7 protein-coding genes are annotated in these 12,366 nt (G+C 75.4%); 6 read left to right on the top strand and 1 reads right to left on the bottom strand.

Annotation, left to right across the window (positions count from 1 at the left end):
* Window positions 1-172 precede the first annotated feature (172 nt).
* The 4 genes from BOQ63_RS19600 to moeZ all read left to right on the top strand — a co-directional run bounded on the left by BOQ63_RS19600 (window position 173) and on the right by moeZ (window position 5,645).
* A complete protein-coding gene (locus tag BOQ63_RS19600; RefSeq protein ID WP_150476001.1) occupies window positions 173-2,035 on the top strand; it encodes a DUF3492 domain-containing protein in 1,863 nt (620 codons plus the stop codon).
* Complete coding sequence (locus BOQ63_RS19595) at window positions 2,035-3,135, top strand: hypothetical protein (protein ID WP_191093577.1); 1,101 nt, start codon at window positions 2,035-2,037, stop codon at window positions 3,133-3,135. Before BOQ63_RS19600 ends, BOQ63_RS19595 begins: the two co-directional genes overlap by 1 nt.
* Before the next feature lie 91 nt (window positions 3,136-3,226).
* A complete protein-coding gene (locus tag BOQ63_RS19590; protein ID WP_030287470.1) occupies window positions 3,227-4,234 on the top strand; it encodes an NAD-dependent epimerase/dehydratase family protein in 1,008 nt (335 codons plus the stop codon).
* Window positions 4,235-4,466: 232 nt separating this feature from the next.
* Window positions 4,467-5,645, top strand: a complete 1,179-nt coding sequence (gene moeZ, locus BOQ63_RS19585) for an adenylyltransferase/sulfurtransferase MoeZ (protein WP_030287472.1) — start codon at window positions 4,467-4,469, stop codon at window positions 5,643-5,645.
* 72 nt (window positions 5,646-5,717) lie between these two features.
* Here moeZ and BOQ63_RS19580 read toward each other — a convergent pair whose 3' ends face one another.
* The gene (locus BOQ63_RS19580) at window positions 5,718-8,435 is read right to left on the bottom strand and encodes a lysylphosphatidylglycerol synthase transmembrane domain-containing protein (RefSeq protein ID WP_072654704.1); all 2,718 of its coding nucleotides are present in this window, start codon (window positions 8,433-8,435) and stop codon (window positions 5,718-5,720) included.
* A 134-nt stretch (window positions 8,436-8,569) separates the two neighbouring features.
* Between BOQ63_RS19580 and BOQ63_RS19575 the strand changes: the two genes are divergently transcribed.
* Entirely contained in the window at window positions 8,570-8,947 is a 378-nt protein-coding gene (locus BOQ63_RS19575) for an MGMT family protein (RefSeq protein WP_030554400.1), read from the top strand.
* Between the two features lie 85 nt (window positions 8,948-9,032).
* Window positions 9,033-12,353: an ATP-dependent helicase gene (locus tag BOQ63_RS19570; RefSeq protein ID WP_150475997.1), complete on the top strand. Its 3,321-nt coding sequence runs from the start codon at window positions 9,033-9,035 to the stop codon at window positions 12,351-12,353.
* The last annotated feature ends 13 nt before the right edge of the window (window positions 12,354-12,366 follow it).

The following is a 12,366-nucleotide window of genomic DNA, read 5'->3' as shown; positions in this document are numbered from 1 at the left end:
ATGGGTGACCGCAGGCCGGTCCTACCGTTCTGCTGCCGGACCGAACAGGTGTGGGGGAGAGCCGCAGACACCGGACCACTCGGTGGGTTCCGGGCAACAGCACGGGTCCCGGCGTACGGCCCCGCGGCTCCGGTAGCCCCTCGGAGGGGGTAGCAACCAGAGGAGGTCTCCCGTGCGCGTCGCCCTGCTCACCGAGGGTGCCCGTCCGCATCCCGACCGTGGCGCCGGAGCCTGGTGCGACCGGCTGGCCGAGGGTCTGCCGGAGCACGACTTCGAGCTGTACCTGCTGACCGGCCCGGCCGGACTCGGCTCCGCCGCCCGGCTCTCACCCGCCTGGCAGGGCGCCCACGACCTGGCGCTGTGGGGCCGCCGCCCGCGCGGCCGGGCCCCCGGGACACTGCGCAGACGCCAGTACGCCCGGGCGTACGAGGAACTGGTGCGGGCCCTGGTGCTGCCGGGGGAGCGGGCCGGCTTCGGGGCCGGGCTGTACCGGCTGGCCGCGCTGGCCCGGGAGGACGAGGGCACCCTGCCCGCCTTCCTGGGCTCCGCCCACGCCCGGCGCGTGCTGGAACGGACCTGGCGGCTGCCCGGCGCGGACACCTCGGCCGGACAGCCGCTGGTCCGCGACGTCCTGGTCGCCGCCGACCTGCTGGAACAGTGCCTGCGCCCGCTCTCCGCGCCCTGGTACGGCACCGGGCCCGGCGGCCTCGGCGGCGCCGACCTGTGCCACGTCGTCGGCGGCGGCCCGGCCGCGCTGCCCGCCCTGGTCGCCCGGCACCTGCACGGGGTGCCGTTCGTCGTCACCGAGCACGGGCTGCACCTGCGCGAGCAGTACCTCGGCTTCCCGCCCCGAGCCGATGGGGGCGCCGGTGCCGAGAGCGAGGAGCGACAAGCGAGGGACGAGTGCCGGAGCGACGACCGTCGGCATCGGGTTCGAGCGCCCGGAGGCGAGCGGGCGAGTCACGAGGCGCCGTACCGCTGGCCGGTCCGGGCGCTGCTGCTGTCCTTCTTCCGGGCGCTCACCGAGGAGACCTACCGGCAGGCCGCGATACTCACCCCGGGCAGCGCCCACGACCAGCAGTGGCAGCGCCGCTGCGGGGCCGACCCGGCGCGCACCCGGGTGGTGTACGAGGGCACCCCGGCCGTGGACCGCCCGGCGGCCGGACCGGAGCCCGAGCGGCCGACCCTGGTCTGGGCGGGCGCGCTGGAGCCCGGGCGCGACACCGAACTGGTGCTGCACGCCTTCGCCAGGGTCCGCGCCGAACTGCCCGCGGCGCGCCTGGTGGTGCACGGGCAGGAGACGGCCCCCGGCTACCTGGCGCACTGCGCGGCGGTCGCCGAGCGGCTCGGGGTGGCGGTGGCGGTGGACTTCGCCGGGCGGCCCGGCTCACTCGCCGAGGCCTGGCAGAGCGGCACCGTCGTCGTCTTCTCCGCACTCTCCCAGCGCAGTCCCCGGCTGCTCGCCGACGCCATGCTCAGCGGCCGCGCGGTGGTCTCCACCGACGTCGGGGTGGCCCGCGAGGTGGTCGGCCCGACCGGACTGCTGGTGCCCGCCCGCGACCCGCGCGCCCTGGCCGGGGCCTGCCTGGCCCTGCTGCGCGACGAGGAGCGGCGCTCCCGGCTCGGCCTGGCGGGACGGCTGCGGGCGCAGGAACGCTTCGCCGTCGAGCCGGTGATCGGCGCCTTCCGGGAGATCTACCTGGAGCTGGTCTCGCAGTACCCCGCCTTCCCCGGGGGCGGCGGCGTGGGCGAAGGCAACCGGGCGCCGCGCCCGTTCGCCCGGCCCGCCGAGTACTGGCTCGCCGACGGCGCGCGCGGCCGGGACGACCGGGACAGCCGTGACGGCCGTGACGACCGGGAAGCCTCGGCGGGCCCGGCGGACCGGGCCGACCCGGCCGATCCGGAGCCCGGCGGCGGGGGCGCGGGGGCGCCCGACGGCGGGCGTGGGCAGCTCGCCGTCGTCCCGGCCGCCGCCGAGGAGCGGCCCGAGCCGGCGGGACCCGCCGGGCCGTCGGTCCTCGCGGAGGCCGTCTGATGTCCGGCTCGGCGGTCGGCAGCCCCAGCGCCGACCCGGTGCGCGAGGTGATGGCCCAGCACCGGGAGCTGTGCGAGCGCGCCGTCGACCCGCTGGAGATCGCCGCCGGGCTGGAGGAGGCCGGGCTCGGCCCGGAGGCCGCCGCGCGCTGCCGGCACGCCGACCTGTTCTCGCTGGCCGAGGAGCTGTACGCCCGGGTGCCCCGGCGGCCGCCGGGGCCGGAGCCGTCCGGGGAGCGGCGGGGCGGGCCTGCCGGCCGGGCGGCGCTGACCGCGGCCGCGCTGGCGGTGCTGCCCTGTGCCGGGGTGGCGGCGCTGGGCGCCCGCTGGCCGGTGCTGCTGCCCGCCGCCGTACCGCTGGTGCTGCTGCCCGCGCTGACCTCGCCGCCCCCGGCCGAGCCGGGCCCGCCGCCGTGCGGCCCGGCCTGCCCGGCGGAGCTCGGCCCGGAGCTCGGCCCGGTGCGCGCGCCGGTCGGGCCGGCCGGCTCCCGGTGGCGCCCGGCCGAGTTCGGGTACGGGCTGGGCCTGGCCGCGCTGCTGCTGCTCCCGCTGGCGGCGGCGGACGCGGACCGGCCGCTGGCCGCCGCGCTGGTGCTGGCCGCCGCGGTGTCGGCGGGTGCGGCCGAGCGGGCGGCCCGCTGGTACCGGCAGGTCGGCCGGGGGCACCTCGGGGCGGCCCGCACGCTGGCCGAGTTCCGGGCCCGGATGCGGCCGGTGCTGCCGGTCGCGGTCGCCCTGCACCTGGCGGTGCTCGGGGTGCTGACCTACGCCGCGCTGGCCGTGCTCGCGGTCGTCGCGCCGCGCCCCGGGCCCGGCCACGGCGGCGGGCTGCTGCACCTGGCCGCCGAGCGGGCCGGCGCCACGGCGTGGGCGGCGCAGGGCGTGCTGGGCCTGCTCCTGGTGCTGCCCGTGCTGCTGGCGCGCTGCGGCCGGTCGACGGCCGCAGCGCTGGGCGCCGCGGCCGGGCCCGCCGCGACGGCGGTGCTGCTGGCCCTGGGCCGCCCCTGGCCGTCGGCCGTCCTGCTGGGCGGCGGAGCGGTCGCGGCGGTGCTGCTGGCCCACGGCTGGGCGGTGCTCGGCCGGGCCGGCTCGCACCGTTGACCCCGGCCCGACGAACCCCTGTCAGATCTCGTTCGCTGTTTTTCAGTCCGCCAGGTCGTCCCCGACCTCGCTTCGTGGAAGGACGCCCCCGATGAGGGTGCTGCTGCTGGGCGCCGACGGCTTCATCGGCCGCCGGGTGACCGATCGTCTGCTGATGGACCAGGAGTTGCAGGTGACGGTGCTCGGCCGGCGCGACTCGGCCGACATCCGCTTCGACCTGACCACCGGGAGTCCGGGCGCGCTGGCCCGCTTCCTGGACGCGGTCGCGCCGCAGGTGGTGATCAACTGCGCGGGCGCCACGTACGGCAGCTCGCGCACCCTGATCCGGTCGAACACGCTGGCCGTCGCGACGGTCTGCGAGGCGATCCGGCGCAGCCGGGAGCCGGCCCGGCTGGTGCACGTCGGCTCGGCCGCCGAGTACGGGCCGGTGCCCGGCGGGGTGCCGGTGTCCGAGCAGGCCGAGCCGCGGCCGGTCGGCCCGTACGGGGTGTCCAAGCTGGCCGGGACGGAGCTGGTGCTGGCCTCCGGGCTGGACGCGGCGGTGCTGCGGGTGTTCGACGTGGTGGGCCCGGGGGCGCCGACGGCCTCGCTGTTCGGGCGGCTCGCGGAGGGCCTGCGGCGGGCGCTGGAGCGGGACGAGAACCAGGTGCGGATGCCGGACCTGTCCGGATACCGGGATTTCGTGGACGTGCGGGACGTCGCGCGGGCGATCCAGGCGGCGGCGGTCTCGGCCGCGACCGGGGTGATCAACGTGGGCAGCGGGCATGCCGTCCGGGCCCGGGACGCCGCCCAGCTGCTGGTCCGGGCGTCGGGCTTCGAGGGGGCGATCGTGGAGGAGAACCGGCAGGTCCTGCTGCCCGCGCAGGTCGGCGGTCAGGGCGGCGACCACCTGGCGGGCCACGGTCACCAGTCGGGGCAGTACCTGCCGGGGCACCGGCCGGAGGAGCGGCGGCCGGAGGGCCGGCCCGCCCCGGGCGAGCCGGTGCCGTGGCGGCAGGCGGACGTGCGCACCGCCCGGGACCGTCTCGGCTGGCGGACACAGGTGCCGCTGGAGGAGTCGCTCGGGGACGTCTGGCTGGAGACGGCCTGCCGGGTGTGAGGCCGTGCCGGCGGCGCTCGGGCCCCTGAAAGAGCGGGCCCGGGGCGCCCTGACCGGCCCGGCGGCCGGTTCCACGATCCGGCGCGGCCCGTCTCGCCTACCGGACGGGCTGTCTCGGAATACCGGAGGGGCGTGACACTGTTGGTCTGGAGAGCCACCCGCGTGGCGGAGCAGCAACCCCGTCCGAGGCTGGCCCTTTGGCCATTTGAACAAGACACCCATCGGAGTCCCCGTGTCGTTGCCACCCCTGGTCGAGCCGGCCGACGAGCTCACCGTTGACGAGGTCCGCAGGTACTCCCGCCACCTGATCATCCCGGACGTCGGGATGGCCGGGCAGAAGCGGCTGAAGAACGCCAAGGTGCTGTGCGTCGGCGCCGGCGGCCTCGGCTCGCCCGCGCTGCTGTACCTGGCCGCGGCCGGGGTCGGCACGCTGGGCATCGTCGAGTTCGACGTGGTCGACGAGTCGAACCTCCAGCGCCAGGTGATCCACGGCCAGTCGGACGTCGGCCGTTCCAAGGCGGAGTCGGCCCGCGACTCGGTCAAGGAGATCAACCCCTACGTCGACGTGGTGCTGCACGAGGAGCGCCTCGACAACTCCAACGTGATGGAGATCTTCTCCGGCTACGACCTGATCGTGGACGGCACCGACAACTTCGCCACCCGCTACCTGGTGAACGACGCCGCGGTGCTGCTCGGCAAGCCGTACGTGTGGGGCTCGATCTACCGCTTCGACGGCCAGGCCAGCGTGTTCTGGGCCGAGCACGGCCCCTGCTACCGCTGCCTCTACCCGGAGGCCCCGCCGCCGGGCATGGTCCCGTCCTGCGCCGAGGGCGGCGTGCTGGGCGTGCTGTGCGCGTCCATCGGCTCGATCCAGGTGAACGAGGCGATCAAGCTGCTGGCCGGCATCGGTGACCCGCTGGTCGGCCGGCTGATGATCTATGACGCCCTGGAGATGAACTACCGCCAGGTGAAGGTCCGCAAGGACCCGAACTGCGCCGTCTGCGGCGAGAACCCGACGGTCACCGAGCTGATCGACTACGAGGCCTTCTGCGGCGTCGTGTCGGAGGAGGCGCAGGCCGCCGCCGCCGGTTCGACCGTCACCTCCCAGCAGCTCAAGCAGTGGCAGGACGACGAGGAGGACATCTACCTCATCGACGTCCGCGAGCCCGGTGAGTACGAGATCGTCAACATCCCGGGTGCGGTGCTGATCCCGAAGAACGAGTTCCTCATGGGTGACGCCCTGGAGAAGCTGCCGCAGGACAAGAAGATCGTGCTGCACTGCAAGTCGGGCGTGCGCTCGGCCGAGGTGCTGGCCGTGGTCAAGGCGGCGGGCTTCGCCAACGCCGTCCACCTGGGCGGCGGCGTGCTCGGCTGGGTGAACCAGATCGAGCCGCACAAGCCGGTCTACTAGACCGCCGCCGGTACGTGGAGGAGGGCCCCACCGCTCGGCGGTGGGGCCCTCCTTCGTCGCAAGCCGCGCGGCTCAGAGCGCGTGCTTGCGCTGCAGCACGTTGTAGGCGATCCAGCCCGGCAGCACCGGCAGCCAGAAGGTCAGTGCCCGGTAGAGGAAGACCGCCGGGGTGGCGACCGCGGGCGAGACGTCCGCGACGGTCAGCGCGCCGATCAGGGCGACCTCGACCGGGCCGATGCCGCCCGGGGTGGGGATCGCCGAGCCGGCCGCGTTGGCGGTCAGGAAGACCACCGCGACGGCCGAGAAACTGACGGTGCCGCCGAAGGCCTGCACCGAGAAGTCCAGGCAGGCGGTGAAGGACAGGGTCAGCAGCAGGATGCCGCCGAAGCCGGTGACCAGCTTGCGGGGCGTCTGCATCAGGTCGAGCATGCGCGGCACCACGCCGAAGAACAGCGAGCGCAGCCGGCCCAGGACGAAGCGGCGCAGCGGTGCGACCGCGGCCACCACCAGGGCGAGCACTGCGGCGGTCAGCACCCCGATGATCACCGCCCGGGAGGCGGAGAGGTCGCCGTTGGTCTGGCTGCCGGTGATCAGGCCGAAGCTGAACAGCAGCAGCAGGTGCCCGGCCAGGCCCGCCAGCTGGGAGGCGCCGACCGAGGCGACCGCCTGGCCGGGGCGGATGCCGGCCTTCTGCAGGTAGCGGGTGTTGAGCGCGATGCCGCCGATCGCGGCGGGGGCGACCAGCTTCACGAAGGAGCCGGCCAGCTGGGCCGCGACGGTGCGCCGGAACGGCAGCCGCTCGGGGACGAAGCCGGTCAGGCTCATCGCGGCGGCGACGTAGCTGAACGCGGCCGCCAGCAGGGCCGCCGCCGCCCACGCCCAGTTCATCTGGGACAGCTTGAGCTGGGCCGGCTTGATGGTGGTCAGCGCCAGGTAGGCGGCGAAGGTGAGCGCGATCACCATGATCAGGCTCTTCGGCTTCAGCCGCTCCAGCTTGGCCGGCTCCATCGGCGCCTCGGGGGCGATCTGCAGGATCTGGCCGCGGATGCGGCTGAGCAGGTCCTCGCCGGCCGCCGCGATGTCCTCCTCGGCCTGCTGCTGGGTGCGCTCGCCGGCCGCGACCTGCTCCAGCGCCCTGGCCCGGGCGGCGGCCTTGCGCTCCTTGGTGAGCTTGGCGAGGTCGATCCGGGTGGAGCGGCTCATCCCGACCGGCTGGAGCAGCGGCAGCGCCTGGGCGACCCGGTCCGCGCCGAGCACCGCGTTGGCGGTGGCGACGGCCCGCTCGGGGCCGATCCGCAGCGCGAAGGTGGTCAGCAGCTGGGCGACGTCGATGCGCAGGGTCAGGTCGGTGGCGGCGATGTCGCCGCCGGAGAGGTTGACCAGGCAGCCCGCCTTCTCGTCCACCACCAGCAGCGACTCGCCGGTCAGCCGGCGGTGGGCGATCCGGCGCTCGTGCAGAGCGGCCACCGAGCGCCACAGCGAGGCCATCACCAGGTCGGTGACCTCCTCGTCGGCGAGCTCGTCGAGGGTCCGGCCCTCGACGTTCTCGTACACCAGGATCGCGGCGTCCGGGCCCAGCTCGGAGGTGGCCACCAGCTGCGGCGCGCGGGCGCCCGAGGCGGCCGCCGCGTACGCGATCAGGGCCTCCTGCTCCAGCGCCTGGCGCAGCGACTGCGGACTGCGGCGCACCGCGACCGAGCGCAGCCGCAGCCGCCGCCAGGCCCGGTAGAAGAAGCCGGAGGCCTGCTGCTCGCGGTCGATGATGTGGACGTCCAGCGGCGGGCCGTCCTGCTGGGTGACGTGGTAGCGCCGGGTGCCGCCGGGGGCGTCCGGGGCGCGGTGGGCGCCGTCCGGGGTGAAGCCGACCTTGCGCAGGCCGATCATCAGGTGCTGGCCGGTGGGCCGGATGTTGGGGGAGCCGATCGCGTACAGCGTGCCGTACGCGACGGACCAGCCGATCAGCACGGTGAGCATCAGCGACAGCGGGGTGGTGTAGCCACCGAGCAGCTCGGTGACCCCGCTGAAGACCACCACCACCCACAGGGCGACCCGCCAGCGCGGTCTGCTCGACATGCCGACGGCGGTCATGTAGGCGATCACCGGGGCGAGGTAGCCGTGCACCGGGTCGGTGAGGGTGCTGTTGCTGTCCAGCGGCAGCCGGGTCAGCGCCTCGCGCAGGTGCTCGGAGGCGCCCTCGGCCACCCACCAGTCGATGCCCAGCGAGACGCCGTACGCGAGCACCGAGGCGAGCACGCCGTCGGCGACCCGCAGGCCGTCGCGCTTGATCAGCCGCTCGACCGCGAAGGCCAGCGGCACGGCGAGCACCGCGACGCTGGAGACCAGGCCGGTAATGGTGGACAGCACCGCCGAGAAGTGCGGCGCGTTGGTGGCGATGTCCTGCTCGATGCCGCTGGTGGTCGAGGTGGCGATGCCGGCCAGGACGAAGACGGCGACTATCCCGAGGACCCCGGCCAGGAAGCGGATCAGGTCGGACGGGCGGTGCGCGCGGGCGGCGAGCAGCGGCTCGTCGACGTCCAGGTGCGGTGCGTCGTCCTGCGGGTCGTGGTGCTCGGTCCGGGGGGCGGGCGGCGCCGCGGCGGGTGGCCGCGGTGGCGACCCGGGGGCCTTCTCCGGCGTGGGGGTCTTGATCACAGGGTCCTTGATCAGGGAGACTTCCGGCGTCGGTCCGTTCCCGGACCGTCCCTCGGGCTCGTCGCCGGCGGCCGGGGGCACGGCGGAGCCGGACTCGTCGGAGTCCCTGTCCACGCCCACGTCAGCCGTCCCGGTCATCTGGTCTTGTCCTCGTATCACCACTCACCGCCCCGAAGATGGTGGCATGCCCCGGCCCCCCGTGCTGGACAGGGGCCGGATCGGGCGCGGCGGGTCGTTCGTACGGGGCCGCGCACGCGTCCCTGTAAGGAAGAATGCCGCAGGTGACGGACGTAACAGACGACGGCGTCCCGGACGCCCTACCGCCGTTCGCCGAACTGGTGCTCGATCTGACCGAGCGGATTCCACCCGGCAGGGTGATGACCTACGGCGACGTCGCCGAGTACCTCGGCCAGGGCGGGCCCCGCCAGGTCGGACGGGTGATGGCCCTGTACGGCGGCTCCGTGCCCTGGTGGCGGGTGATCCGCGCCGACGGCCGCTTCCTGCCCGGGCACGAACACCGCGCCCTCGCCCACTACAGCGAGGAGGGCACCCCGCTGCGCGAACTCGCCGACCCGCCCCGCGTCGACCTCGGGCGGGCCCGCTGGGACGGCCGGGAGAATTCACCGAACGCCGCCCACGGACGGGATTGACGGGGCAGGATCGTAGGCTCGATGCGGGCGGGCCCCGACGGGCCCGCCCCGGCCATGCCCCTCCGCTCCACCCAGGACCTTGTTCGTGAGTTCCCCCTACCGGCTCGTGCGCAGCCCGCTCGTCCAGCCCGACCCACCCGAGCTGGACGCCTACCAGCGCGCCGTGGTCGAGCACACCGGCGGCCCGCTGCTCGTCCTCGCCGGACCGGGCACGGGCAAGACCACCACCCTGGTCGAGGCCGTCGCCCGGCGCATCCAGGACGGCACCGACCCCGAACGGATCCTCGTCCTCACCTTCAGCCGCAAGGCCGCCACGGAACTGCGCGACCGGATGTCCGGCCGGCTCGGCAGCTCCGCCGCCGCCCCGCAGGCCACCACCTTCCACTCCTTCTGCTACGCCCTGCTGCGCGCCCACCAGGAGCCGGAGGACTACGCCGAACCGCTGCGCCTGCTCTCCGGCCCCGAACAGGACGTCATGGTCCGCGAACTGCTGGCCGGCGGCGCCGAGGACGCCAAGTCGGGCAGCACGCGCATCCAGTGGCCGCTCGACCTGCGCGCCTGCCTCACCACCCGCGGCTTCGCCGACGAGGTCCGCGCCGTCCTCGCCCGCAGCCGCGAACTCGGCCTCGGCGAGGCCGAACTCGAACGCTTCGCCCAGGGCGTCCAGCGCCCCGACTGGGCCGCCGCCGCGCACTTCCTCGCCGACTACCTCGACGTGCTCGACCTGCGCGGCGTCCTCGACTACGCCGAACTCGTCCACCGCGCCGTCCTGCTCGCCGAACGCCCCGAGGTCGGCGAACGGCTCCGCGAGCGCTACCAGGTCGTCTTCGTCGACGAGTACCAGGACACCGACCCCTCCCAGGTCCGGCTGCTGCGCCAGCTCGCCGGCGGCGGACGCGACCTGGTCGCCGTCGGCGACCCCGACCAGTCGATCTACGCCTTCCGCGGCGCCGACATCAACGGCATCCTCGACTTCCCCCAGACCTTCCGGCAGGCCGACGGCAGCCCCGCCGACGTCAAGGTGCTGCGGGTCTCCCGCCGCTCCGGCGCCGTCCTGCTCGCCGCCTCCCGCGAACTCGCCCGCCGGATGCCGATGGGCCGGCTGCCCGCCGACAAACTCGCCCAGCACCGCGCCCTGCTGCCCTCCCGCGAGGGCGGCCGGGTCGAGGTCTACACCTACCCCACCCCCGGCGCCGAACTCGACTCGATCGCCGACCTGCTGCGCCGCGCCCACCTGGAGGACGGCGTGCCCTGGGGCGAGATGGCCGTCCTCGTCCGGGCCGGCGCCCGCTCCATCCCCGGCGTGCGCCGGGCCCTCGGCGCGGCCGGCGTCCCCCTGGAGATCGACGGCGACGACCTGCCGCTGCGCGAGGAACCCGCCGCCGCCCAACTGCTGCTCGCCCTGCGGGTCTGCGCCGAGCAGGCCGCCCGCGACAAGCAGGGCGACCCGGACGCCCCCGAGCCGCTCACCACCGACCTGGCACACGCCCTGCTGACCGGCCCGCTCGGCGGCCTCGACGGCTCCGACCTGCGCCGCCTCGGCCGCGCCCTGCGCGAGGAGGAACGCGCCGCCCTGCGCGCCGACGGCCGCCCCGCCGCCGTCCCGCGCCCGGCCGGCGAGCTGATCCGCGAGGCCCTCGCCGAACCCGAGCGCCTGGTCGCCCTCGACCCGGCGACCGCCCGCCGCGCCCGCGACCTCGGCACCCTGCTCCGCAAGGTCCGCGAACTGCTGGCCGGCGGCTGCACCGCCGAGGAGGCCCTCTGGGAACTGTGGGACGGCAGCCGCCGCTGGCGCGAACGCCTGGAACGGGCCGCCCTGCGCGGCGGCGCCGCCGGCCGCAACGCCGACCGCGACCTGGACGCCCTGTGCGCCCTGTTCGAGACCGCCGCCCGCGCCGAGGAACAGGTCACCGGTCACCGCAGCGCCCTCGACCTGCTCGCCGAACTCGAAGCCCAGGACATCGCCGCCGACACCCTCACCGTCCGCACCGTCCGCCCCGAGGCGGTACGGCTGATGACCGCCCACCGCTCCAAGGGCCTGGAATGGCGCCTGGTCGTCGTCGCCGGCGTCCAGGACGGCCTCTGGCCCGACCTGCGCCGCCGAGGCTCCCTGCTGGAAGCCGACCGGATCGGCCGCGACGGCCTCGCCGAACCGCTCTCCCCGGCCGCCCTGCTCGGCGAGGAACGCCGCCTCTTCTACGTCGCCGCCACCCGCGCCAGGGAACGGCTGGTCGTCACCGCCGTCAAGGCCCCCGCCGACGACGGCGACGAACCCTCCCGCTTCCTGCGCGAGCTCTACCGCGAGGACGTCGACCCGCGCACCGGCAAGACCGTGCGCCGCACCCCGCCGGTCACCGTCGAGGACGTCACCCACCGCCCGCGCCGCCCCCTCTCGGTCGCCGCCCTGGTCGCCGAGCTGCGCGCCGTCACCGTCGACCCCGCCCGCTCGCCCGAACTGCGCCGCGCCGCCGCCGAACGCCTCGCCGTCCTCGCCGCCGCCACCGACGAGGACGGCCTGCCGCTGGTCCCCGCCGCCCACCCCGACCGCTGGTGGGGCCTGGACGACCCCACCGCCGCCCCCGAACCGCTGCGCAGCGCCGACGCGCCCGTACGGCTGTCCGGCAGCGGCCTGGAACAGTTGGAGAACTGCTCGCTGCAGTGGTTCCTGGACAAGGAGGTCAGGGCCCGTGGCGCCGGCACCGCCGCCCAGGGCTTCGGCAACGTGGTGCACGCCCTCGCCGACGAGGTCGGCTCCGGCCGCACCCCCGCCGACCTCGCCGTCCTCATGGCCCGCCTCGACACCGTCTGGGACGCCCTCGCCTTCGACGCCCCCTGGAAGTCCCACCAGGAGAAGACCGAGGCCCGCGCCGCCCTGGAGCGCTTCCTCAACTGGCACGTCCTGGAACGCGGCCGGGACGTCGTCGCCACCGAGCACGGCTTCGACGTCACCCTCGACGTCGGCGGCGTCTCGGTGCGCATCCGCGGCTCCATGGACCGGGTCGAGAGGGACCACGCCGGACGCGCCTACGTCGTCGACTTCAAGACCGGCAAGCAGATCCCCACCGACAAGTCGCTGCCCGAGCACAAGCAGCTCGCCGTCTACCAGCTCGCCGTCCGGGCCGGCGCCCTCAACGAACTGCCCGGCTTCACCGAACGCCCTCCGGCCACCGGCGGCGCCGAACTCGTCCACCTGCGCGAGGCCGCCGCCAAGGCCGCCCCGGACGCCCCCAAGGTGCAGCGGCAGGAGCCGCCCGAGGGCGAACCGTGGATCGAGAACCTGCTCGCCGAGGCCGCCGGCAAGGTCCTCGCCGAACGCTTCGTCCCGCAGACCGGCGGCGGCTGCGACCGCTGCAGCTTCCGCCGCAGCTGCTCCGCCCAGCGCGACGGGGCACAGCTGGTGGAATGAGGGCTTGTCCGCC

Origin of the sequence: Streptomyces viridifaciens (genome assembly GCF_001888885.2) — a bacterium.
Lineage (GTDB): Bacteria > Actinomycetota > Actinomycetes > Streptomycetales > Streptomycetaceae > Kitasatospora > Kitasatospora aureofaciens.
The sequence above is the reverse complement of the archived record's forward strand: the minus strand, read 5'-3'. Positions and strand labels throughout refer to the sequence as shown.

Excerpts from the sequence above, each read along its gene's own strand:
- BOQ63_RS19595 (WP_191093577.1), top strand. The coding sequence starts at position 2,035 with ATGTCCGGCTCGGCGGTCGGCAGCCCCAGCGCCGACCCGGTGCGCGAG.
- BOQ63_RS19590 (WP_030287470.1), top strand. The coding sequence starts at position 3,227 with ATGAGGGTGCTGCTGCTGGGCGCCGACGGCTTCATCGGCCGCCGGGTG.
- BOQ63_RS19580 (WP_072654704.1), bottom strand. The coding sequence starts at position 8,435 with ATGACCGGGACGGCTGACGTGGGCGTGGACAGGGACTCCGACGAGTCC.
- BOQ63_RS19575 (WP_030554400.1), top strand. The coding sequence starts at position 8,570 with ATGCCGCAGGTGACGGACGTAACAGACGACGGCGTCCCGGACGCCCTA.